General features: G+C 71.3%; 23 protein-coding genes. 12 read left to right on the top strand and 11 right to left on the bottom strand.

The window, feature by feature from the left end; translation table 11 throughout:
- Positions 1–5 precede the first annotated feature (5 nt).
- From FHX44_RS04625 to FHX44_RS04610, 5 genes are all read right to left on the bottom strand, one after another.
- Positions 6–1,355: a diacylglycerol/lipid kinase family protein gene (locus FHX44_RS04625; protein ID WP_147254324.1), complete on the bottom strand. Its 1,350-nt coding sequence runs from the start codon at positions 1,353–1,355 to the stop codon at positions 6–8.
- An 11-nt stretch (positions 1,356–1,366) separates the two neighbouring features.
- Positions 1,367–1,504 carry a hypothetical protein gene (locus FHX44_RS41950; protein ID WP_212612326.1) on the bottom strand — a complete coding sequence of 46 codons (138 nt, stop codon included), beginning with the start codon at positions 1,502–1,504 and terminating at the stop codon, positions 1,367–1,369.
- 107 nt (positions 1,505–1,611) lie between these two features.
- Entirely contained in the window at positions 1,612–1,857 is a 246-nt protein-coding gene (locus FHX44_RS04620; protein WP_147254323.1) for a hypothetical protein, read from the bottom strand.
- Positions 1,854–3,002 carry an inorganic phosphate transporter gene (locus FHX44_RS04615; RefSeq protein WP_147254322.1) on the bottom strand — a complete coding sequence of 383 codons (1,149 nt, stop codon included), beginning with the start codon at positions 3,000–3,002 and terminating at the stop codon, positions 1,854–1,856. Before FHX44_RS04615 ends, FHX44_RS04620 begins: the two co-directional genes overlap by 4 nt.
- Positions 3,003–3,066: 64 nt before the next feature.
- Positions 3,067–3,555 (bottom strand): DUF7144 family membrane protein, encoded by a 489-nt coding sequence (locus FHX44_RS04610; protein ID WP_147254321.1) that lies wholly within the window; start codon positions 3,553–3,555, stop codon positions 3,067–3,069.
- Between the two features lie 139 nt (positions 3,556–3,694).
- Here FHX44_RS04610 and FHX44_RS04605 point away from each other — a divergent pair, with 139 nt between their 5' ends.
- Complete coding sequence (locus tag FHX44_RS04605; RefSeq protein ID WP_147254320.1) at positions 3,695–5,029, top strand: chloride channel protein; 1,335 nt, start codon at positions 3,695–3,697, stop codon at positions 5,027–5,029.
- Positions 5,030–5,139: 110 nt separating this feature from the next.
- Here FHX44_RS04605 and zwf read toward each other — a convergent pair whose 3' ends face one another.
- On the bottom strand, positions 5,140–6,507 hold the full coding sequence (zwf, locus tag FHX44_RS04600) for a glucose-6-phosphate dehydrogenase (protein WP_246170208.1): 1,368 nt from the start codon (positions 6,505–6,507) through the stop codon (positions 5,140–5,142).
- A gap of 455 nt (positions 6,508–6,962) precedes the next feature.
- Here zwf and FHX44_RS04595 point away from each other — a divergent pair, with 455 nt between their 5' ends.
- From FHX44_RS04595 to FHX44_RS04565, 7 genes are all read left to right on the top strand, one after another.
- On the top strand, positions 6,963–8,792 hold the full coding sequence (locus FHX44_RS04595) for a glycoside hydrolase family 15 protein (protein WP_147254318.1): 1,830 nt from the start codon (positions 6,963–6,965) through the stop codon (positions 8,790–8,792).
- Between the two features lie 116 nt (positions 8,793–8,908).
- The gene (locus FHX44_RS04590) at positions 8,909–9,088 is read left to right on the top strand and encodes a hypothetical protein (protein WP_147254317.1); all 180 of its coding nucleotides are present in this window, start codon (positions 8,909–8,911) and stop codon (positions 9,086–9,088) included.
- Positions 9,089–9,097: 9 nt separating this feature from the next.
- Positions 9,098–9,385, top strand: a complete 288-nt coding sequence (locus tag FHX44_RS04585; RefSeq protein WP_147254316.1) for a DUF3040 domain-containing protein — start codon at positions 9,098–9,100, stop codon at positions 9,383–9,385.
- Between the two features lie 87 nt (positions 9,386–9,472).
- Complete coding sequence (locus tag FHX44_RS04580) at positions 9,473–10,675, top strand: AI-2E family transporter (RefSeq protein WP_246170207.1); 1,203 nt, start codon at positions 9,473–9,475, stop codon at positions 10,673–10,675.
- A gap of 91 nt (positions 10,676–10,766) precedes the next feature.
- Positions 10,767–11,222, top strand: coding sequence for a DUF6325 family protein (locus FHX44_RS04575; protein WP_246170206.1), 456 nt, complete (start codon positions 10,767–10,769; stop codon positions 11,220–11,222).
- Positions 11,223–11,269: 47 nt separating this feature from the next.
- Complete coding sequence (locus tag FHX44_RS04570) at positions 11,270–11,545, top strand: SHOCT domain-containing protein (protein WP_147254315.1); 276 nt, start codon at positions 11,270–11,272, stop codon at positions 11,543–11,545.
- A gap of 16 nt (positions 11,546–11,561) precedes the next feature.
- Positions 11,562–12,233 (top strand): GAP family protein, encoded by a 672-nt coding sequence (locus FHX44_RS04565; protein WP_147254314.1) that lies wholly within the window; start codon positions 11,562–11,564, stop codon positions 12,231–12,233.
- 4 nt (positions 12,234–12,237) lie between these two features.
- On the opposite strand, the gene gad is transcribed toward FHX44_RS04565, so the two are convergent.
- Entirely contained in the window at positions 12,238–13,659 is a 1,422-nt protein-coding gene (gad, locus tag FHX44_RS04560) for a glutamate decarboxylase (protein ID WP_147254313.1), read from the bottom strand.
- 169 nt (positions 13,660–13,828) lie between these two features.
- On the opposite strand from gad, the gene FHX44_RS04555 reads away from it, so the two are divergent.
- Positions 13,829–15,166 (top strand): hypothetical protein, encoded by a 1,338-nt coding sequence (locus FHX44_RS04555; protein ID WP_147254312.1) that lies wholly within the window; start codon positions 13,829–13,831, stop codon positions 15,164–15,166.
- A gap of 80 nt (positions 15,167–15,246) precedes the next feature.
- On the opposite strand, the gene FHX44_RS04550 is transcribed toward FHX44_RS04555, so the two are convergent.
- Positions 15,247–16,965, bottom strand: coding sequence for a SulP family inorganic anion transporter (locus FHX44_RS04550; protein WP_147254311.1), 1,719 nt, complete (start codon positions 16,963–16,965; stop codon positions 15,247–15,249).
- Positions 16,966–17,274: 309 nt separating this feature from the next.
- Between FHX44_RS04550 and FHX44_RS04545 the strand changes: the two genes are divergently transcribed.
- The gene (locus FHX44_RS04545) at positions 17,275–17,481 is read left to right on the top strand and encodes a BAR domain-containing protein (protein ID WP_142100095.1); all 207 of its coding nucleotides are present in this window, start codon (positions 17,275–17,277) and stop codon (positions 17,479–17,481) included.
- Between the two features lie 44 nt (positions 17,482–17,525).
- On the opposite strand, the gene FHX44_RS04540 is transcribed toward FHX44_RS04545, so the two are convergent.
- Both FHX44_RS04540 and FHX44_RS04535 read right to left on the bottom strand, forming a co-directional pair.
- Positions 17,526–18,023, bottom strand: coding sequence for a hypothetical protein (locus FHX44_RS04540; RefSeq protein ID WP_147254310.1), 498 nt, complete (start codon positions 18,021–18,023; stop codon positions 17,526–17,528).
- Between the two features lie 82 nt (positions 18,024–18,105).
- The gene (locus FHX44_RS04535) at positions 18,106–18,594 is read right to left on the bottom strand and encodes an SHOCT domain-containing protein (RefSeq protein ID WP_212612325.1); all 489 of its coding nucleotides are present in this window, start codon (positions 18,592–18,594) and stop codon (positions 18,106–18,108) included.
- Between the two features lie 391 nt (positions 18,595–18,985).
- Between FHX44_RS04535 and FHX44_RS04530 the strand changes: the two genes are divergently transcribed.
- Both FHX44_RS04530 and FHX44_RS04525 read left to right on the top strand, forming a co-directional pair.
- Positions 18,986–19,510, top strand: coding sequence for an NUDIX domain-containing protein (locus FHX44_RS04530; RefSeq protein ID WP_147254308.1), 525 nt, complete (start codon positions 18,986–18,988; stop codon positions 19,508–19,510).
- A 10-nt stretch (positions 19,511–19,520) separates the two neighbouring features.
- Entirely contained in the window at positions 19,521–19,628 is a 108-nt protein-coding gene (locus FHX44_RS04525; protein ID WP_147254307.1) for a DUF2252 family protein, read from the top strand.
- On the opposite strand, the gene FHX44_RS04520 is transcribed toward FHX44_RS04525, so the two are convergent.
- Positions 19,619–22,273: a helix-turn-helix transcriptional regulator gene (locus FHX44_RS04520; protein ID WP_147254306.1), complete on the bottom strand. Its 2,655-nt coding sequence runs from the start codon at positions 22,271–22,273 to the stop codon at positions 19,619–19,621. The two genes, FHX44_RS04525 and FHX44_RS04520, sit on opposite strands and share 10 nt — an antisense overlap.
- Positions 22,274–22,388 lie beyond the last annotated feature (115 nt).

Genomic DNA, 22,388 nt, shown 5'->3' with positions numbered 1-22,388 from the left:
CTCGGTCACAGCTGCTCGTTTGCTCGGTGGTCCTGGCGGTGCAGCACGTCCGGCGTCGGCACCCGGCCCGCGGCGATCGCTGCCAGTGCGCGGAAGCCGTCCACGACCCGGTCGGGCTGCATCGCCGACGGCGACGCCCCGGGGTGCTGCGGGGCGATGCGGACGTGCAGCGCGCCGGGGCGGATCCGGAAGCGGATCGGTGGGTCGAGCACGACCGCCTCACCGTCGATTCCCAGCGGGACCGGTTGTGCCGAGTCGATCTGGAACGCCTGCGTCGACCACTGCCTCAGCAGTGAGGACGGTCCGTGCCCTGCCGTCCCGTCCTCGCCGCGTGCGGGTACCACGGCGACGCCGAGCTGTCCGGTGTCGATCCGCGGGCGGGTACCCGATCCGACGGCGCGGCCGAGCCGGTAGGGGTTGTTGGACACCAGGATCGTGGCCGCCGACGTGTGGGCCACACCGTCGGGAGAGCTCCAGCGCAGGTCGAGTTCGGAGCCGGCGGGACCCAGGACCGTTGGTGCGGTGTCGAGCAACGTGCGGATCTTCGCGTCGCGGTAGCCCTCGCTCTGCACCGCCTCGGCGTACAGGCCCATCGAGACGTTGTTGACGAACACCCGGCCGTTGACCTCCCCGAGGTCGACGATGTGTTCGCCGCCGTCGACGAAGGCGTCGAGGGCCCCGACGACGTCGTCGCGATCCACCCCCAGGTCGAGCGCGAAATGGTTGCGGGTGCCGGCGGGAATGCACGCGTAGGGCAGGCCGTGTTCGGCGGCAGCTGTGGCGACGATGGCCTGTGTGCCGTCCCCGCCTGCCGCCGCGAGCCCGTCGGCACCCTCGGCGACGGCGTCGCGGACGAGTTGCTCGAGATCGTCGCCGCGGTGCAGCTCCACGGTCCTGATCCCCCGGGCGGCGGCCTCGTCGGCCAGCCCGACCTTGGCGGCCTTCCCGCCGCCGGACCACGGGTTGACGAACAGCACCGGTCGCCGCGGCCGATCGGCAGCCGGAAGGTGAACGTGCGCCTGGAACGCCGCGCGGGCCGCGGCGTGCCAGATCGCGATACCGAGCACGAGCAGCATCAAGGGGAGCCAGCTGCCGTTGCGGATCAGCAGCGCCGCGCCGACCATGAGGGCCAGCACCGCCACGGCGATCCCCACGCCGCGTTGCCTGCCGCCTCGCACCACCCCGAACCAGGCAGCTCCCAGCGCGATCGCGACGCAACCGAGCACCCCGAGGCCCTCCGGGAAGTCGGTGATCGCTACCACGACGGCGAGCACAACCGTCAGCACCGCGGTGAGGAGCGCGACCGCGGCGGCTGCGCGTTGCCTGCCGGATACGGAAGCCGCGGGAACGGTCATGGGCGTTCCCGCTAGCCTTTCTTCCCGAATTTCTTGGCGATCTTTGCCCGCACCTTCGGGTCCTTGGCCTTGCGCATCGCCTCGTCGCGCAGTTTTATCCCCTTCGATGATTTCGCGAACTTCGACAGTCTGTTCTTCAATGAGCCCATGCTGCGTGCTCCTTCGGTATCCATGAAGCCAGAAATTTTCGCACGGCAATTCGAAGGGGTGCATCACCCTGAAGGGGTGACCCTGTCCATGAGGAGCCGGACGAGCTTCACGTCACGACCAGGAACAGGCCGTACCCGACGATCAACGCGACGGCCAGCGTGCAGACCGCGGCGATGGCTGTGCCCACCGCGGGTCGCAGCGGTGGTGGGGCGCCGTCGTTGCGGCCGCCGATCGGCCGGTGGACGCGTGCCGAGAGCCCGACGACCGCGAACGCGACCAGCGACACGACGCCCACGGTGACGGCGGCGGAGAAGACCGCGGCGAGGACGAGGGAACCCCAGTCGATGGTCACGCGGCCTCCTGACCCGAGCGGGCCGCGGCGGGTGCGGGCGGAAGCGTGGGCACGTCGTTGACGTTGAGCGCGTTCACCGGGTTCCGGCGCGACGCGGCGTACATGCCGGCCGCGAGCGCAAGCCCGCTCACCGCGACCACGACGACGCCGAACGGCCCGCTCGCCGCCGTCCAGGAGGCGGCCGCTCCGACGACCGCGGCGGCGGGCAGGGTGACCGCCCAGGCCAGTGCCATCCGGCCCGCGACGCTCCAATGCACTGTCGCAAGCCTGCGTCCCGCGCCGGCACCGAAGATCGCACCGGTGCACACCTGTGTCGTGGAGATCGGGAGGCCGAGGTGGCTGGAAGCCAGGATGACCGTGGCGCTCGTGGTCTCGGCGGTGAAGCCCTGGGTCGTCTGGATGTCGCTGATCCGCCTGCCGAGCGTCCGGATGATCCGCCAGCCGCCGACATAGGTGCCCAGCCCGATCGCCAGACCCGCGGCGGCGACCACCCAGAACGGTGGCGCGGAGCCGGGGGCGAGAGCCCCCGCCGTGATCAGCGTCAGCGTGATCACACCCATCGTCTTCTGCGCGTCGTTGGTGCCGTGAGCGAGCGCGACCGTCGAGGCCGACACCACCTGACCGATCCGGAAGCCGCGATGGGCGGTCCCGGCGTCGGCACGCGCGGTGATCCGGTAGGCGAGGAACGTCGCCGTGACGGCCACGAGACCGGCGAGGAGCGGCGAGATGACGGCCGGTAGGACGACCTTGCCGAGGACGGCTGTGCCGTTGACCGCGTTCGGCCCTGCCGCCATCAGGGTGGCACCGATGAGCCCGCCGAACAACGCGTGCGAGGAGCTGGAGGGCAGCCCGAGCAGCCAGGTCAGCAGATTCCAGAGGATGGCCCCGACGAGCCCGGCGAAGATCACGACCGGGGTGATCAGGGCCTCGGCGACGATCCCACCGGAGATCGTCTTGGCCACCTCGACGGAGAGGAAGGCACCGGCCAGGTTGAGGACTCCCGCGATCGTGACGGCGGCCTTGGGGCGCAGCGCTCCGGTGGCGATGGAGGTCGCCATCGCGTTCGCCGTGTCGTGGAAGCCGTTCGTGAAATCGAAGACGAGTGCAGTCACCACGACTACCACGACGATGACCAACACGTCCATGGTTCGCGCCTTCCAGACGCCGGGATGGAACCGAGCCGTGCGGGGGAGCGTGACGTCCTGTCGATCAGTCCAGCATGGTGGGCGATGCCGCTGAGGCCTCCTCGTCGAAGACGCAGAGGGCCCAGATCACGGCGAGGCCCAGCATGATCCCGAGGATCGACAGCACGGGATGGTGCGACAGCGACAGGAAGCTCACCCCGATGGCGACGGCGGTCAGCGCGATCCCGATCACCCGTCCCCACAACGTCCCCATGATGACGGCCATCCCCGCGAGACCCACCAGCGCGCCGGCGACGATGTGGATCCAGCCCCAGGTGACGGCGTCGATCGAGAACACGTGGACCAGGCCGGGCACGGCCTCGGTGCTCTGGAACAGTGCGCCCGTCCCGGTGACGATGTACAGCACGCCGAGCAGGGCCATCGCCAGACCGGCGAAGCGGGCGAGCCCGGTCGTCCACGATGTGGTGGTGTGCGGGGCCCAATTCGTGGCGACGGATTCCGAGCCGGTGCCGTTCGCCTGCGCGGTCGGCTTGGTGGTCCGCTTGGTACCCATCGCCGGATTCTGAGCGCCCGGACCGACGTCGGCATCACCCGCGGGAGATGGCTCCGACCACTCACCCGGCCCGGACGATGCCCCGCCTCGCCAGGCCGCGCACCGTGCGCTGGTGGCCGATGGGCGGGGAGGTGCGTCGATGGGGGACACGGCGGCGGCTCCGGCGGGGACGGCGACCCCGCCGGATGCGGAAGCCCAGCTGCGATCCCCGGCGTACCTGCGCCTGCTGGTCATCGCGGCGGTCATCGGAGTGCCCATCTCGGCCGCCGCCTACTACTTCCTGCATCTGGTCAACATGCTGCAGAGCTGGGTGTACGCAGACCTGCCGCGGGCGCTCGGATTCGCCACGGCGCCGCTGTGGTGGCCGTTGCCGATGCTCGGGATCTCCGGCGTGCTCGTCGGCCTGACCGTCCAGCACCTACCGGGCAGAGGCGGCCACTCGCCGGTCGACCGGTTCGAACCGGGTGCCGTGCCGAAGCCGGTCGAGCTGCCGGGTGTCCTGCTGGCGGCGCTCGCGAGCCTGGGGCTCGGGGTCGTGCTCGGGCCGGAGGCACCGCTGATCGCCCTCGGTGGTGGCCTCGCCGTGTGCGCGGTGCGCCTCGCCCGGCGTGACGTCCCCCAGCGGGTCGCCGCGGTGGTCGCGGCGGCCGGGAGCTTCGCGGCGGTCAGCGCGCTGCTGGGGTCACCGATCACCGGTGCCTTCCTGCTGATGGAGGCCTCCGGACTCGGCGGGGCCACGCTCGGGCTGGTGCTGCTCCCGGGCCTGCTGGCCGCCGGGATCGGCTCGTTGATCTTCGTGGGGCTCAACGCGTTGACCGGCATCGGCCCGGCCGAGCTGGCACTGCCCGGCCTGCCGCAATTCGACCATCCGGACGTTGCGCAGTTCGGCTGGGCGCTGGTCATCGGGGTGCTCGCCGCGCTGGTCGGGTCGGGTATCCGGTGGCTCGCGACCGCCCTGCGGGCCCACGTCGAGCGGCACACCGTGCTGCTCACGCCGGTGATCGGGCTGGCCGTCGCGGGGCTTGCGATCGCCTACGTCGCCGTGACCGGCCACAGCGCCTCGGACGTGCTGTTCTCCGGGGAGGCGGAACTGAGCCCGCTGCTGCAGGGCAGCGCCGGCTACTCGGTCGGCGCCCTGCTGATGCTCCTGGTGTGCAAGGGGCTCGCGTACGGCCTGTGTCTGAGCAGCTTCCGGGGCGGGCCGGTGTTCCCGGCGCTGTACATCGGCGCGGCGGGCGGGATCGCGCTGTCGCACCTGCCCGGGCTGCCGATGGTCGCCGGGGTGGCCATGGGCATCGGCGCGATGTGCGCGGTGATGCTGAAGCTGCCGCTGACCTCGGTGATGCTGGCCACGCTGCTGCTGTACGCCGACGGCCTCGCGGTCATGCCGCTCGTCATCGTCGCCGTCGTGGTCGCCCATGTGGTGGCCGCGCGGTTCGCCCCCGACCAAGACCCCGTCATCTCCGCCGGGTGATGGGGCCCGCGGCGGCCGTTGCAAACGCTTCCGGAGGTGGAGCGGGCGTGCCGCGCGTCGTGACGGAGCGCGGCCGGCACAGGTTCGCTGCATGGCGTTCTCGGCATCGGTCAGGCCGGGTCGTGCCAGGTCTCGCCGTTCGGGAGCAGGCTGTCGGCCTCCTTCGGTCCCCAGCTGCCCCGCGGGTACGTGTGCACGGGTACGGCGTCGCCGAGAACCGGGTCGACGACGCGCCACGCCGCCTCCACGGTGTCCTGCCGGGCGAAGAAGACCCGGCGACCGTCGAGGGCGGCGCCGATGAGCCGGTCGTAGGGTCGCATTTCCTCACCGGCGTGCTCGGCGAACACGAGGTCGTTCAGTCGCGGCTCGGCTCCCGGGCCCGGCTTCTTCCCGGCCAGCGTGAGGCTGATCTGAGTGTTCGGCCAGATGCGGAACCGCAGCGCGTTGGTGAGGTTCTTGCCCGTTACACCGAACATCGCGAACACGTCGTACGGCACCGGGCGGAACTTGATACTGATCTCCGTCGCGGTCACGGGCAGGGTCTTGCCGGCGCGGATGAGCAGGGGCACGCCCGCCCACCGCCACGAGTCGAGCGCGAGCCGGACCGCGACGTACGACTCCACCGTCGACAGCGCGTCGACACCGTCCACGTCGCGGTAGCCGTCGTACTGGCCGCGGACTGTGTCCGCAGGCGTCAGCGGCCGCAGTGCGGACACCACGCGCGCCTTCGCGTCCAGCCACGAGTTCACGCCGGAGCCGTCCGGCGGGTCGGCGACCACGGTGGCCAGCACCTGCAGCATGTGGTTCTGCACGACGTCGCGGATCGCGCCGGTCCCGTCGTAGAACCGGCCCCGGTCGGCGACGTCGAAGGCCTCGGCCATCGTGATCTGGATGCTCTCCACGTGGTCGCGGTTGAGCAGCGGCTCGATCATCGAGTTGGCGAACCGGGCAACGAGGACGTCGTTGAGCGGATCCAGTCCCAGCCAGTGGTCGACGCGATATATGGCGTCCTCCGGGAAGTACCGGTGCATGGTCTCGTTGAGCGCGATGGCGCTGTCCAGGTCGGTGCCGAAGGGTTTCTCCACCATCACCCGGGCGCCCTCGGCCCGTCCCGCCTTCGAGATGCCCTCGGCGATGCGGCCGAACAGGAACGGGGGCACCTCCAGGTAGAACAGGGCCCGCCGGGCGTCACCCATCTGCCGGGACATCTCCGCGTAGGTGGCGTCGTCGCCGAGATCCCCGTCCACGTAACGGAGCAGGCCGAGCATCGTCCGCGCCGCCGGCGACTCGACGTCCATGCCGTTATCCCGCAGCGACCGCGCGGCGTAGTCACGGAAGCGGTCGAGGTTCCAGCCGCTCTTGGCGACCCCGATGACGGGGACGTCGAGCACCTCCCGGTCCACCAGGCCCACCAGGGCGGGAAAGGTCTCCAGCTTCGCCAGGTCACCTGTTGCCCCGAATATGACAAGAGCATCCACTCGGTCTGCTGCCACGGTGCTCCCCCTCGATCATCCGAGTCGCGTTCGAGCATCAGCACGCATCCCGGACGGGGCGAGCCGGTGCGCGAGCGTGCCGCCGCCCGCGCCGGTGCCGATGACGACGACGTCGTAGTGCCGGCCGTCGGACACGTCGACTCCTCGGGCGCCGGTTGAGTGCGACGTCGAGGAAGCCCACGGTCCGGCGGCGCCGACGGCGACGCATCACCTCGCTGAGGTGAGCAGCGTGCGGGTCGTCGCGCGCTCCCGGCCGAAACCGGGGCGCTATCGGGCAGCGGGCGCAACCGGGCAGAAACAGGGCGGGGCCGTGGAGGCGACTGCGGTCGCTCGTCCGTCGCGGGTGATGCCTCGGCCGTTCCGTCCGGGCAGGGTGGCCTTGACCGTGGGGCGTGACTTGCTCGCGGAGCGGTCTCTCGTTCGGTACGGAGGAGGCAGTCATGACCGAGGCAGCGATCGCCGACCACGGGCTGATCGGCGACCTGCAGACGGCGGCGCTGGTGAGTACGGATGGATCGATCGACTGGTTCTGCTGCCCGCGTTTCGACTCTCCGAGCGTCTTCGGTGCTCTCCTCGACGACGAGCGTGGGGGCCACTTCCGGGTCCGGCCCAGCCGTGACTGCGAGTCGAAGCAGATGTACTTCCCGGACACGGCCGTGCTCATCACGCGGTTCATCACCGAGGCCGGGGTGGGCGAGGTCGTCGACTTCATGACGCCGTCGGGCCGGGAGGCCACCGGGAACCACCGGCTCGTGCGGATGCTGCGCTGCGTCCGCGGCGAGATGAGCTTCGAGGTCGACATCGCCCCGCGGTTCGAGTACGGCCGTAGGGCGCACCGGACGGAGCTGACCCAGCACGGGGCGGTGTTCAGCACCGATGCCCTGACGTTGACCCTGCACGCGGTGCGGGAGCCCGACGACGCGCGCCTGGCGGAGGTCCGCGTCGAGGAGGGCGACGTTCGGGTGTCGATCGATCTGAAGGCCGGGGACGTGCGAGGTGTGGTGCTGGAGTCGGCGGCGGAGGGCCCGCCGCGCGAGATCCGGGTGGCGGAGTTCCGGCAGATGTTCGACGACACGGTCGAGTTCTGGCGCTCATGGCTGGCCCAGTCGACCTATACCGGCCGCTGGCGGGAGACACTGCAGCGCTCGGCGATCACGCTCAAGCTGATGACCTACGCCCCGACCGGCGGGATGGTGGCCGCTCCGACCACGGGGCTGCCCGAGCAGGTGGGCGGCGAGCGCAACTGGGACTACCGCTTCACCTGGGTACGGGACGCGTCGTTCTCGATCTACGCCCTCCTGCGGCTGGGCTTCACCGAGGAGTCGGCGCAGTTCAGCGGCTGGCTGCGGGACCGGGTGGCCGAGCGCGTGGGGGGCGAGGGTGGCCCCCTGAACATCATGTACCGGGTCGACGGGTCATCGGATCTCAAGGAGGAGTCGCTGGAGCACTGGTCGGGCTACCGCCGCTCGCGCCCGGTCCGGATCGGCAACGGCGCCTCCGACCAGCTCCAGCTCGACATCTACGGCGAGGCGCTGGACAGCATCTTCTTCGCCGACGAGCACGGCCTGCAGGTCGGGCACCGCGGCTGGATCGCGATCCGCGAACTCCTGGACTGGCTCGCCGAGCACTGGGACCAACCGGAGGAGGGAATCTGGGAGACCCGCGGCGGCCGCCAGGACTTCACCTACGGCCGGCTGATGTGCTGGGTGGCGTTCGACCGGGGCATCCGGATGGCGGCCTCGCACGGGCGTCCCGCCGCCGTCGATCGCTGGCGTGAGGCCCGGGACGCGATCTACGACCAGATCATGACCAAGGGCTGGAACGCGCAACGGAAGGCGTTCGTCCAGCATTACGCCAGCGACGTGCTGGACTCGTCGCTGCTGCGGATGTCCAGTGTCGGGTTCGTCGCCCCGCACGACCCGATGTGGGCCTCCACGCTGAGGGCGATGGACGACGAGCTGGTGACCGACAGCCTCGTCTACCGCTACGACCCCGGCGCATCGCCCGACGGTCTGCTCGGCTCGGAGGGCACCTTCTCGCTCTGCTCGTTCATGTACGTCGACGCGCTCGCGCGGGCCGGCAGGCTCGAGGACGCCCGGCTCGCCTTCGAGAAGATGCTCACCTACGCCAACCACGTCGGGCTGTTCTCCGAGGAGATCGCCCTCACCGGCGAGCAGATCGGCAACTTCCCGCAGGCCTTCACCCACCTCGCGCTCATCGACGCCGCGATCACCCTCGACAAGGCGCTCGACCGAACCGCCCGCGGATGACGGGGGACTGAGGTGCGTGCGCGCTTCCCCCGGAAGGAGCTCGCTCCGGGGCCGTCCCGTGACGGCGGGACCGATGCGCCGGTTCCCGAACCGAGCTACTGACCGGGGAGGCTCAGATGACACTCGCCGCCTTCTCCGCCGCGATGGCCGCCGTGGCCGTGTCGACCTTCACCGAGCTCTACGCCCGGGTGATGGTCTCGAGCGCGTCGTCGCCCTACGCGCTGCGGGTGATGACGGTCGTGCTGGCCGCGCCCGGCGCAGGCCGTCCTGGGATCGAGCCCGACGGGCAGCGGTAGGAGGCGGCGATGAAGTTGACCCCACGGGAGCGACGTGCCCTCCGCGCGATCGAGGAAGCCCTCGCCGCCGAGGATCCGGCACTGGCCGGACTCCTGCGCCGGTGGCCCACGCCGTGGCGGGCGCGGCTCCTGCGCTGGGTGACGTGGGCGGGCGTCGCTCTTGCGGCGATCCTGCTGCTGATCGGGCTGGTGCTGTCGGATTCTGGGCTGTTCCTCGGGGCCTTGCTGACGATCCTGGCGCTCGTGGTGATCTTGCGGCGGGGCTCGCCGTCGGCCGGAGGCGGGGGGAGAGGGTGACGTGCGCCCCGCGCTCAGGGCTGCAGTAGCTGCATTCGCCCGCCGCGGGTGACGCCGGGGGTCCGGCGCCGGCCCTACCGTCCGGGGGTGACCACACCGGCAGGCACTCCCGCCATCCCGGCCGCCCGTCCATCCTCGGACGGTGTCCGCTCACGGCCGCCAGCACGGCAGGGTGGCCTGCCGCGGGCGATGGTCATCCTCGTCGGTGCGGCCGCTACGGTGATCGTCCTCGCAGGGGTGCAGGCAGTCGCGTGGCTGATCGGCCCGGCGTTCATGGCACTCATCATCGTGATCGCCGTGGCGCCGGCGCAGAGCTGGCTACGGCGCCACGGGTGGCCGGGATGGGCCACGACACTCGTGGTGATCCTCCTCGTCTACGCGATCATGTTGGGGCTGGCCCTCGGCATCGTCTTCTCCGTTGCCCGGCTGGCGACCGAGCTGCCGAAGTACGCGTCGACGGCCGACGGCCTGGTGACGTCCGCGACCGCGCAGCTGGCCGCGCTGGGAGTGGGACCGGAGCAGCTCGCGCAGGCGAGGAGCTCCCTGAGCCTCGGCAGCTTCGCAGGCGTGCTCGGGTCGCTGCTGAGCAGCGTGGCCGGGCTGGCGTCCAACCTCGTGTTCCTGCTGGCGCTGCTGCTCTTCCTCAGCGTCGAGGCCGGGGGCACCGGGGACCGGCTGGCGTCGATCGCGGCGGACCGGCCGAGAATCGCCGACGCGCTCGGACACTTCGCCTGGGGCACCCGGCAGTACCTGCTGGTGACGACCGTCTTCGGGTTGATCGTGGCGGTGCTCGACTCGGTCGCGCTGGCGCTGCTGGGCATCCCGCTCGCGGTCACCTGGGGCCTGCTGTCGTTCATCACCAACTACATCCCGAACGTCGGGTTCATCATCGGCGTCGTGCCACCCGCGCTGCTCGCGCTCCTGACCGGCGGACCGCAGCTGATGGTGATCGTCATCGTGGTGTACTGCGGGATCAACTTCGTGGTCCAGTCGATCATCCAGCCCCGGTTCATCGGGGACGCGGTGGGGCTGTCGGTCACCGTGACGTTCGTGGTGCTGGTGTTCTGGGCGTGGTTGCTCGGCCCGCTCGGGGCGATCCTCGCCATCCCGCTGACGCTGCTGGCCAAGGCGCTGCTCGTGGACATCGATCCGCAGGCCAAGTGGGCCGATGCGCTGCTGAGGGACACCCCGAAGGAACCGGACCCGGATGCGCCTGCGAAGAAGTCGCGACGCGAGCGGCGCAGCGAACGCGAGCAGCAGAAGCAGGACCTGAAAGCCGCGCCGACCTGATCTCCGCTGTTCATCCGTCGGAGGTGAGGTCACGGAGGAACGCCCGGGCGAGCGTTCCCGGACGTGCCCGAGCGCCGTACGAAGGAGTGACATGGGCGACGAACTGGACATGATGGGACCGGTCGACTACCTCGTCGTGGAGTTCCCGGATACGCGGGTGCCGGGGGACGTGCTGCAACGAATCCTCGATCTGGTCGACCGGGGGACCGTGCGCATCCTCGACCTGGCCTTCATCCGCAAGGAGGCCGACGGATCGGTGACCGGCCTGGAGATCGCCGACCTCGACGGCGACGGCGAGCTCGACCTCCGGGTCCTGGAGGGCGCGACGTCGGGTCTCGTCGCTCATGACGACCTGGACGAGGCCGCCGCCGCGATCGAGCCGGGCACCGCGGCCGCGATCGTGGTGTACGAGAACCTCTGGGCGATCCCGTTCGTGTCGGCGCTTCGCCGGGCCGGAGCCGAACTGGTGGCGAGTGGGCGCATCCCCGTCGCGGCCCTGCTCGACGCACTCGACGCGGTCGAGGAGGCCAAGCCCGCCCGCGCCTGATACGGCATCGCCACCGACCGGTCCCGACACCTGAGAGGACGATGAACATGCCCGGTCTGCTTCGAGGAATAGCACGCACGGCGATCGTCGCCGGCACGGCCACGGCGGTGTCCAACCGGGTGTCGCGGCGGCAGGGGGGCCGGTGGGCCCGCCAGGACCAGCAGCAGGCCGACGCGCAGGAACCCGTCGAGCCCGAGCCCGCGGCCGCCGGGGGCATGGACGACACGCTGGCGCAGTTGAAGCAGCTGGGCGAGCTGAAGAGCCAGGGTGTGCTCACCGAGGCCGAGTTCCAGCAGCAGAAGAGCCGGATCCTGAACGCGTGAAAGCGGTCTGGGCGACATGAGCACGGAGGCGCTCGTTCTCGCCCTGACCGGCGTGATCCGTCCAACGAGTGCGGCGGCCGTCTTCGCGATGCTCTCGACGCCGCGTCCGCAGCGGCTGCTGGTGGCCTACCTCGTCGTGGGGCTCGGGTTCAGCCTCGCCGTCGGGACGCTGGTCGTCGTCCTCCTCGGCGGACTGCAGTCGACGCGCGCGTCGTCGGCGGTCCGCCCGCTGCTCGACCTCGTGCTGGGAACCTCCGCGCTGGGCTGCGCCGCCAGTGCGTGGATCGGATGGCTGCCCCGATCCCGGCCCCGCGGCTCGGGGGAACCCGACAGCTGGCTACGGCGCCGGTTGACGGATATGTCGCCCTCCGGCGCCGCGGTCGCCGGTGTGCTCACCCACCTGCCCGGGCTCGTCTACCTGGCCGCGCTGAATGCGATCGCCGCAGGCGCGAGCGGCACCGCGAGCGGCGTGCTGCAGGTGGTGGTCTACAACGGCATCTGGTTCAGCCTCGCCATCGTGGCGCTGGTGCTGTCGGTCTACCGGCCGACGGTGTCCCGGGAATTCCTCGAGCGGGTCATCTCATGGATCCGCGAGCACCAGCGGGTGATCACGATCGGGTTCTTCGGCGCGCTGGGCGGCTACCTGGTCGTGGTCGGCGTGCTCGGCCTGGTCGGTGATGCGTCGTGACGGTTCAGGACTTGCGGTGCGCGGACGCGTGGTCGAAGCCCGCCGCGTCCGACCCCCTGGCCGGAGCGGACTGCCGCTGCAACCGGGGCAGCAGGTGGGCGACGTCGTCCAGCAGGAGGTCGGCCATCTCGCGACTGGTGCCGTTGCGCACCACGACGCGCAGGGCGGCGAGATCCTCCCGGTCGGCCGGGAACGTGTAGGCAGGCACCTGCCAACCGCGCTCCCGCAGCCCGGCCGAGACGTCGAAGACGCTGTAGTTCGTGACGTCGTCGTGCAGCGTGAACGCGAACACCGGGAGCTCGTCCCCGCGGGTGAGCAGCCGGAACGGGCCCAGCTCCGCGAGCCGTGCCGATGTGTACATGGCGACGTCGCGGCACTCCTGCTGGACCTGCCGGAATCCCTCCTGCCCCAGACGCAGGAACGTGTAGTACTGCGCCACCACCTGCCCACCGGGCCGGGAGAAGTTCAGGGCGAGGGTAGGCATCTCTCCGCCCAGGTAGTTGACCTTGAAGATCAGTTCCTCCGGCAGTGCCTCCGCGTCCCGCCAGACCACCCAGCCGACCCCGGGGTAGACCAGCCCGTACTTGTGTCCCGAGGTGTTGATCGACGCGACGCGGGGCAGCCGGAAGTCCCATTCCAGTCCGGGGTCGAGGAACGGGGCAACCATGCCCCCGGACGCGCCGTCGACGTGCACCGGGATGTCGAGGCCGGTGCCGGACTGGAGATCGTCCAGCGCGGCGGCGATCTCGGCCACCGGCTCGTAGCTGCCGTCGAAGGTGGAGCCGAGGATCGCGACGACGCCGATGGTGTTCTCGTCGCACAGCCCGACGGCCTGTGCGGCGTCGAGATGGAACCGCTCGCCCGACATCGGCGCGAAGCGTGGCTCGACCTCGAAGTAGTTGCAGAACTTGTCCCAGCAGACCTGGACGTTGATTCCCATCACGAGGTTGGGCCGGGCGGTGTCCGCACCGGCGGCGCGGCGCCGCTGTTGCCAGCGCCGTTTGAGCGCGAGCCCGGCGAACATCGCGGCTTCGCTCGACCCGATGGTCGAGCAGCCGAGCGCCGAGGCCGCCTGCGAGCCGTTCCCCGGGGCGTTCCACAGCGCGGCGAGCATGTTCACGCAGCGCACTTCGAGCTCGGCGGTCTGCGGGTACTCGTCCTTGTCGATCATGTTCTTGTCGAGGCACTCGCCCATCAGCCGGTCGGCCTCCGGTTCCATCCATGTGGTCACGAAGGTCGCCAGGTTGAGCCGCGCGTTCCCGTCGAGCATGAGGTGGTCGTGGACGATCTGGTAAGCGGTCGCGGGATCCATCGGCGTGTCCGGGAGCCGGTGCCGCGGCACGGCGGCGATCTCGCCGGATCGCGCGAACATCGGGTTCACCGATAGCACGCCGGCGATTCCGCGAGCCGTGTCGAGCTTCGCCATCCTGGTCCTCCCGATCACGCAGATCACTGCAGTCGTCGGAATCGATGGTTCCGGCCGTCGAGGGCCCCTGCCTCATCCGCGGCGGGCGAGGCGCGCATCGCGTCGACGGACGACCGTCCAGCCTTGTCGTCGACGCTGCGTTGTCGTCAAGACTGCGGAGGTACCGGAGATGTCCCAGGTGCAGGGCCGCGAGATCCCGCCCGACGAGGTCCGGACCGCATTGACGACCGACGAACGCGCCGAGCTCGAGCGGTTGCGGGAGGAGAACTCGGCGCTGCGCACCCGGCCGCGCCCCCCGCGGTGGCACATCCGCTGGCGATCGGTGATCGCCACCGTGCTGCTCGTCCTCGGCTGCGCGCTGGCACCCGTCGCACTCGTCGCGGTATGGACGCGCAGCGAGGTCTCCGACACCGACCAGTTCGTCGAGACCGTCGGACCGCTCGCCGCTGATCCCGCGGTGCAGGAGGCCCTGACGAACCGGATCACGACAACCGTGTTCGAACACGTCGACGTGCAGGCCCTGGCGAACGAGGCGATCGACGCCCTCGCGGCGCAGGGCCTGCCACCCCAGCTCGTGCAGCGGCTGCATGCCCTGACCCCGACGATTGAGTCGGCGACCACCAGCTTCGTGCGGGAGAAGGTCGGCGAGCTCGTGGCGAGCCCGCGGTTCGCGGCGGCGTGGGACCAGGCCGTTCGGGTGGCCCACCAGCAGGCCGTGACGGTGCTGTCGGGCGACAGCCAGGCCGTCGTCGTGCAGGGCGGCACCGTGTACCTGGACCTCGCGCCGTTCATCGACGCGGCGAAGCAGCGGCTGAGCGCGGAAGGCCTGACCGTCGTCGCCATGGTCCCCGAGGTGCACCCGACGATCGCGCTCGCTCCGGCCGACCAGCTGGTGCGCGCGCAGACGGCCTACAGCACGCTGGGCTCCCTCGCGAGTGTGCTGCCGTGGATCACCCTGCTGCTGCTCGCGGTGGGCGTGTACCTCGCGCGGGTGCGGATGCGGGCGGTGGTCGCCGCCGGCCTGGGCGTCGCGCTGGCGCTGGTCGTGCTCGCGGCCGGGCTGCTCGTGGCGCGCGGACTGCTGGTCGGTGCCGTCCCGCCGGCCGGAGCGCCGGCTGCCGCGTCGGGCTTCGACATCGTCGTGGGGTCCCTGCGAACCGCCGGGCGATCGCTGCTCGTGCTGGCCTTGGTCGTGGCACTGGGTGCCTTCCTGGCCGGCCAGTCGGCGACGGCCGTCGGCGTCCGCCGGTGGGCCACCGGGCTGCTGAACCGGATCCGGGTCGGCCCGTCCTCGACCAGCGCGGTCGGCACCTGGGCCCACGCGCATGTGCGCGGCCTGCGGATCGGGGCGGTCGCACTCGCCGCGCTGGTGTTCGTCTTCCTCGACCAGCCCACCGGGATCACGATCCTGATCATCGCCGCGGTGTTGCTCGGGGTGCTCGGAGTGATCGAGTTCCTGGGCCGTCCGGGTCCGGTGGCGTCCACCACCCCGGGAACGGGGGGTTGACGGCCCCGGTCGGAACGGCGACGCCACCGTCGGGACAGGTGGCCGTCGGCGCAGGTGGCTGCCGGAGGCCGCGACCGTGGTCAGCTCGTCGTGGTCCGGTTCCGGCGCACGAAGTCGGTCGCGGCGTCACGGATCTGATAGTGGAAGGCGTCCGGTCCGAGCCGCTCGTCCAACCCGAGCCGGCGCATGGTGGAGCGGAGCGAGCTGCGCACGCGGGCCAGCACCATGCGCACTCCGCGATCGTCGAGAGCGTCGAGGAGCTCGTCGAGCGTCTCGGCTCCGGTGATGTCCATGTCGACGATGCCCTCGGCGTCGAGCACGACCTCGCGGACCGGTGGGTCGGAGTCGTCGACGAGCCGGAGGACCTGCTCGCGCAGCACGTCGGCGTTGGCGAAGAAGAGTGGTGCGTCGAAGCGGTAGACGAGCAGGCCGGGGACGGTCCGGGTGCCCTCGTGGTTGTCGGTGCTGCGCCACGTCGGGCGGCCCGCGACCCGGCCGAGCACAGCCGTGTGTGGCATGACCGCTCGCCGCAGGACCTCGAGCAGCGACACCGCGACCCCGACGCCGATGCCCGGCAGCACCCCGACGACGAGCACGCCCGCGGCGGTGACCGCCGCCAGCACGAAGTCGCTGCGGCGCACCCTCCACAGCCGGCGAAGGGCGGTGACGTCGATCATCCTCGCCGCAGCCGCGAGCACGACCGCGCCGAGCGCCGCCTGCGGCAGGAACCGGAACACCGGCGTCAGCACCACCAGCGTCAGGGCCGTGAGCCCGACGGCGACGAGGTTCGCCATCTGCGACCGGGCACCCGTGTCGGCCACGACGAAGCTGCGGGACTCGCTCGCGTTGGCCGGGAAGCCCCCGAACAGCCCCGATCCGGCGCACGACGCCGCGAGCCCGAGGAACTCGCGCCGGCCCGACACCCGCTCGCGGTCGCGCCGGGCGAGAGCGCCGGCCGTGAGCATGCTGCTCGCGAACACGAGCAAGGCGACGCTCGCGCCGGCCCCGAGCAGGTCGACCACGTCGCCGGGGGCGACCCGAGGAAGCGCGGGGACGGGAACACCGGAGGGCACGTCGCCGATCACGGGAACCCGGCCCTCCCAGCCGGCGATGGCCACGACCGCGGTGGCCGACGCGATCGCGAGGAGGATGCCCGGAACCCGCGGTGCCCACCGGAGCAGTGCGACCACGACGACGAGGGTCGTGACGCCGATGAGCAGCGCCCACGGGTTCATCGCCGGGAGACCGGCCACCACCTCGGCGAGCTTCTGCCACCAGTGCTCGCCCGGCGTCGGGACGGCGAAGATCTTGCCGAGCTGGCTGGCACCGATCACGACTGCCGAGCCCGTCAGGTATCCGGCCAGCACGGGTGTGGACAACAGCCGAGCCGCGACGGACAGCCGGAGGAGCGCGCCCAGCAGCAGGAACCCCGCCACGACGAGGGAGAGCAGCGCGGCGAGTGATTCCGCCCGCTCGGGCGCGTCCGCGACCAGACCGCCGATGTAGGCGGCGGTGACGATGGCGACCGCGGACTCCGGTCCGATGTGGACGTAGCGGCTGCTGCCCACGAGCGGGTACAGCAGCAGCGCACCGAGCGCGGTGTAGAGACCGGTCACGGGCGACAGGCCGGCGAGCTCGCCGTAGGCCAGCCCCTGCGGCACGAGCACCGCCCAGACCGCAAGTCCGGCGACGAGGTCGGGGCGCAGCCACGACCGCCGGTACTGCATCAGGTCAGCCGCACCGGGCAGAACGCGGTGCAGCCAGGTCCGGGGGCGCGAGTCCGGCGCGCCCACGCTCATCCGCCAACCGCCCTGTTACCCGCGTCCACCCTCCCGACCGTGGACCACCGGCCCCGGGGCAGCACCACCTTCGGCGAATGACCCCGGGGCCGGAGCGCGACGAAGGGCGGTGACCACGGCATCACGGCTCGTCCGAGAGCAGCCACTGGTATCCCGACCTGGTCCCCGAGAACCACGACCATCGGGCGATCTTCGGCGACTCCACCCGGGCCGGGCGATGTCCCGTTCGGCAGGTGGGCGCAGGGTGCCCGGGTGGCCGACGATCGATGTCGGCCGCCGGCCCGCGACCCGAGATGAGGCGATGAGGCGATGGCAACGATGCACTACGAGTTCCGGGTGGAAGGTCGGCTGACGGACGAGGCCAGGGCGGCGTTCGGCGACATGCGGATCACCGAGGTTCCACCGGAGACGGTCATCGACGGTGAGGTGCTCGACGAGTCGCACCTGCACGGCATCATCGTCCAGCTCCAGGCGCTCGGGATCACCGTGGTGGCGGCGCATCCGATTCCCGAGTAGCGGCGGATCTGATGTCGTGTGAGGTCGTGGTCCTGCCAGGCTCATCAGTGCAGGGCGTACTTCAGCCCGATGATGGCAACGCCGAGCAGGGCGGTCCCTGCCGCCCAGCCCAGAGCGGCGGCGGCCGCGGCGCCGGAACGGCGCGCGGCCTCGTACCCGAGGCCGGCGAGCAACGCGGTGGACAGCCCCAGCGCCGCCAGCACCGCTCCCCGCAGCTCCGCACCGAGCGCCGAGGCCGCGAGCAGCACGATCACCGGAGCGTAGGAGGACTGCAGCATCGGCCAACCGCGCCGCAGCGCACCGACGACGCGGCTCCGGTTGGGCGCAGGCCCGTGCACGCCGGAGCCGAGTACGTCGGCGTAGCGCTCGGTCAGCCAGTAGACGAACAGCGTGGCGACGACGGCGATCACGACCTGGCCGAGAGAGCCGTGCAGGCTTGCGGCCACCATCACCGCAGACCCCACCACGGTGCCGTTGACGGCCTCGGCCAGCTCCCGCTCGTCGGTCCACCTGGAGCGGAGTCGACCGACCGATCGCCGCATTGCTCCTCCGCCTCCCTCACACCGGCGCGCCGCTCATCGGGCGGCACGCCGGCGTCGCGGTGGTTCCGTCACATGATGGAGGTCACGTGATGGTGGAGGAGGAGGTCGCCGCTTGCTGGTCGCGGCGCGCCTGAGCAGGCTGCACCGGGCTACGGCCCAGGGCCTTGGCCTTGGCCTGCTCGAACTCCTCGGCCGAGATCGTGCCCCGGTCTCGCAGGTCAGCGAGCTTGGCGAGCTCGTCGGCCGTGCTCGTCGCCCCGGCGGTCTCCCGGACGTACTGCCCGAACGCCTGCTCGTGGCGCAGGGCCTGAGCGCGAGCGCGCTCGTTCATCGAGCGGCCGCGAGCGATCAGGTAGACGAGGGCACCCAGCCAAGGCACAACGACCAGGAACAGGATCCAGAGCGCCTTGCCCCAGCCGGACAGCTCGTGGTCCCGGAAGATGTCGCCGAAAATGGAGATCAGCAGCCAGATCCACGTGAAGAGAATCATGAACCAGAAGATGGATACGATCACGTCCCACAAAGGCATCTCGATCTCCTCGATCCGTGCCTGGGGCACCGCTACTGGCACGGGGCCACCGCCGATCGGCCAACGGTCGGCCCCAGGCATCGGACCGGCATCACCCGCCGCAGATGAGCCGGGGTCGTGTCGACGTCCACGACGCTGGTCCAGTGCCGGTCAGTCGTTCGTGCGGTTCAGCAGCATGATCCCGGCGAAGGCGACCCACCCCGCCCAGTAGTGGTCCTCGGGCGAGCTGCCGCTCGTACGGGAGGCCTCCGTCATGACGTCTCCTTTCACGGCGCCAGGGCCACCGTGACGCCGAACCGTCCCACGCGCGTCGTCACCCTGCCCGGAAGACCCGTGCTCTCACCCCCCGTGGGCGATGCCAGGTGCCCCACCCCTACGGGACTGTCGCCGGGGACCGCGACGGCGGTCCCGGCAGGGGAGACGGGAGGCTGCGATGACGCCGACGGACGTGGAGTCCGGGAGCGGGGGGACCGGCCTCAGTGCCGTCCGGAGGGTGCACTTCCGTGATCCCGACGCCCCGGTGGCCACCGTCGTGACGCCGTCGGTGTTCGTCGCGGTCCGCGAGGAGCAGGGCCATCTGCTGCTGGTGAGACGCCGCGACAGCGGTGCATGGGAGCTGCCCGGGGGCCGCGTCGATGTCGGCGAGAGCGCCGTCGAGGCAGCGGTGCGCGAGACGGCCGAGGAGGCGGGCCTGCGCGTGCGGATCACCGGGCTGGTCGGGTTGTTCAGCGATCCGGCACACGTTGTCGAGGCTGCGACGGGCGACGAGATCCGCCAGCAGTTCGTGTTGTGCTTCCACGGCTGGGTCGTGTGGGGACGTCCCCACCCCGACGGGCACGAGACCACCGACGCCGCCTGGTTCGAACCCGCCGTCGTCGAGGCGCTGACGCTGGAGCCCGGGGCCCGGCGGTGGATCCACCACGCGCTCGCCGGGGCGAGCGAGCCCCACCTCGAATGAGCTCGTCGCGATGAGCGTCTTCGAAATCAACGACATCGACGAGACCCTGCCGGCGCCGTGGGAGTGGGACGCCAGGCCGCTGGGTGGACGCCATCGCGTCCGGGCGGGTCAGCGCTGAATCCGGCCTGCAACTGCTTCGGACACCTCGTTTCGCCGCACGCCGCTGAGCAGCCCGTGTTCGTGGGCGGAGAGCACAGCCAGCCGCCTGCTGCTCACGCCGAGCTTGGTGTAGATCGACCTCACGTGGCTCTTCACGGTGTTCACCGAGACGGTGAGGTCGCAGGCGATCTCATCCAGCGACAGCAGGGACGGGAGCAGCCCGAGCACCGTGAGCTCCCGCTCGCTCAGCAGCGCCTGCCGTGTTCCATTACCTGCGCCTGCGGCGAGCGCGCGCTCCGCGAACGCGTCCGAGGCGCCGAAGCTGCCGTGCTGGTGCACGAGGAGCTCGCGGATGCCTGGCCCTGCGTGCGTGAACGGCCGGAGGGCGTCGAGCGGCTCGGCGAGTGCCAGCGCGCTCTGCAGGGCCTGGCGGGCGGCCGGTCGCTCTCCGGCGGTGACGGCGAGCGATGTCTCCAGCAGCCACGCTTCCACCAGGCTCTGGGGGAGCAGCGCAGGCGCGGCTCCCTCCAGCACCGGCCGGAGCAGCGACCGCGCGTGCTCGCCGCGGCTGCTCGTCGCGTCGGCCCACGCACGCATCAGCAGCAGCTCGCCGTTCTCGCCGGTGCGGCTGGCCAGCCATCCCAGTACCGTCCGCGCTGCCGCGGAGTGCCCGAGCAGCAGCGCCGCGTGGAACTCCAGCATCGCGAGCGCGGCAACCTGCTCCGGACCCGCCGGCTCGTCACCGAACTCCGAGCGTGCCTGCTGCAGCTCGGCCAGCCCACCCGCCCTGTCCCCGCGGTCGAAGGCTGCAGCACCACGAACGGCCTGCAGGGCGAACCGCAGCTGGGGAGGCGACGTTGCTGCACCCACCGCGAGGCCCTCGGTTGCGAGGCGCTCGGCCTCCGCGGTCTCCGTTCGCAGGAGCTCGGCATAGGCCAGCATCGCCGTGGCGGCGCCGGACCACGCCGAGCACTCCCAGCCGTGTTCGACCGCGGTAGCAGCGGCCTCGGTGCTCATCGTCCGCATCGTCTGCATGTCGCCCGTCGTGCCCGCGACGGCGCCCAGGAGGGCGAGGCACTGCATCGTCAGGTAGTCGAAGCCGTGGCTGCGGCTCAGCAGCAGCGCGGCTTCGAACTCCGCGCGTGCCCCGGCCCGGTCGTCCCCCCCGAGCCGAGCCGTGCCGCGGCTCAGTCGGGCGAGTGCCTCCAGTTCGGGTTCGACGGGCAGCTCGTCGAATATGCCGAGGGCGGGAGAGGTCGAGGACGCGGCCGGTTCGACGACACCGACGGTGAGGTGCTCGGCCATCGCGCGCAACACGGCCAGGTCAGCCGGGCCGTCGGCCGGCCACGACTGCCGGGCGCGGCGGAGATCGCCCCGAGCAGCAGGGAGCTCCCCGGCCTCGAGGTGGGCCACCGCCGAGGTCAGAGCCAGCCAGGGATCCGTGGCGACGGCCTGCGCGCCGGCTCTGGCGAGGGCGCGCCGCAGCGGCTCGTGGTCCCCGGCAAGGATCAGCGGAACGGCGAACCGGTGCAGCAGGTCCGTCAACAGCTCGGAGTCGTGGCTCTGCGCCGCGTGGTCGAGGGCCTGGACCGGCTCGGGCCGGTTCGCCCACCAGCGGGCGGCAACGCCGTGCAGCTCGGCTGCTCGCTTCAGCCCCTGTCGCCGGAGATCGGCGAGCAGGTGGGTGCGCAGGAGCTCCTGGACGGTGTAGGCATCGCGCCGCCGGCCGATGGGCGACAGCAGGGAGGTCCGGTGCTCGAGCCCATCGAGCACTCTGCCGGCGTCCTCCCGCCCCGACAGCTCGGCGGCGAGCCCGGTCGGGACCGGTTCGCTGATGCTGATCACGCGCAGGAACTCCTGCACGTCCTCGGGCAGGTCGGACAGGACCTCCCCGACGATGTAGTCGGCGACGGAGCGCTCGTCGCCGGAGAACTGGGTCAGGAACCCGTCCCGGTCCGCGGTGTTGGCCACGCCGAACGCGGCCAGGCGCAGCCCGGCCGCCCAACCCCCGGTGCGCTGGTGCAGGAGGGCGACCTGCGCGGGCATGAGGCACAGCCCCGACTTCTCGAGCAGCGCTGCCGTCTCGGGCAGTGAGAGGCGCAGCTGCGCGGCGCGCAGCTCGCGGAGCCGGCCGGCGAGGCGCAGCCGTGGGAGGGAGAGTGGGGGATCGAGTCGACTGGAGAGGACGAGCTGCATGTCGGCAGGGTGGTTCCGCGTCAGGATCTGGACACCGTGCTGCGCCTCGGGATCGACCAGTTCGTGCACATCGTCGAGGATCAACCGGATCGGTCGGGGCACTGCCTCGACGGCGTCGACGAGCTCCGCGATGAACTCCGGCTGCGCATCGGCCCGCCAGACCCACCGGTCGTGCAGGCGACTGGAAAGGGGGACCGACGGGCATGCAGCGAGAGCTGCCACTATCGACGCCCACAACCTCCTCGGGTCGTTGTCGTCGCGGTAGAGGCTCACCCACGCGGTGTCCGCCGCCGTGCTCGAACGCGACCAGTCCGCCAGCAGCAGAGTCTTGCCGTAACCGGCGGGGGCGCAGACGAGCGTCACGTCGGTGGTAGCGCCGGCATCGAGGGCCGCACGGAGTGCGGCCCGCACGACGAACTCCGGAGGAAGTGGCGGGATCGTGATCTTGGCGTGCGGAACGGATGCCACGGCGATCAATCCCCCATCGGTTCGTCGGCCCTCAAATGCTCGTGCGTCGCCTCCTGTGACGCTGGGTTGACCCATCAGGGAGGTCAGGAACGGCATTTGGTCTATAGGTGGAGTC

This window comes from Pseudonocardia hierapolitana, from assembly GCF_007994075.1.
GTDB classification, from domain to species: Bacteria; Actinomycetota; Actinomycetes; order Mycobacteriales; family Pseudonocardiaceae; genus Pseudonocardia; species Pseudonocardia hierapolitana.
Note: the sequence above shows the minus strand (reverse complement) of the source record. Positions and strands in the feature narration are given on the sequence as shown.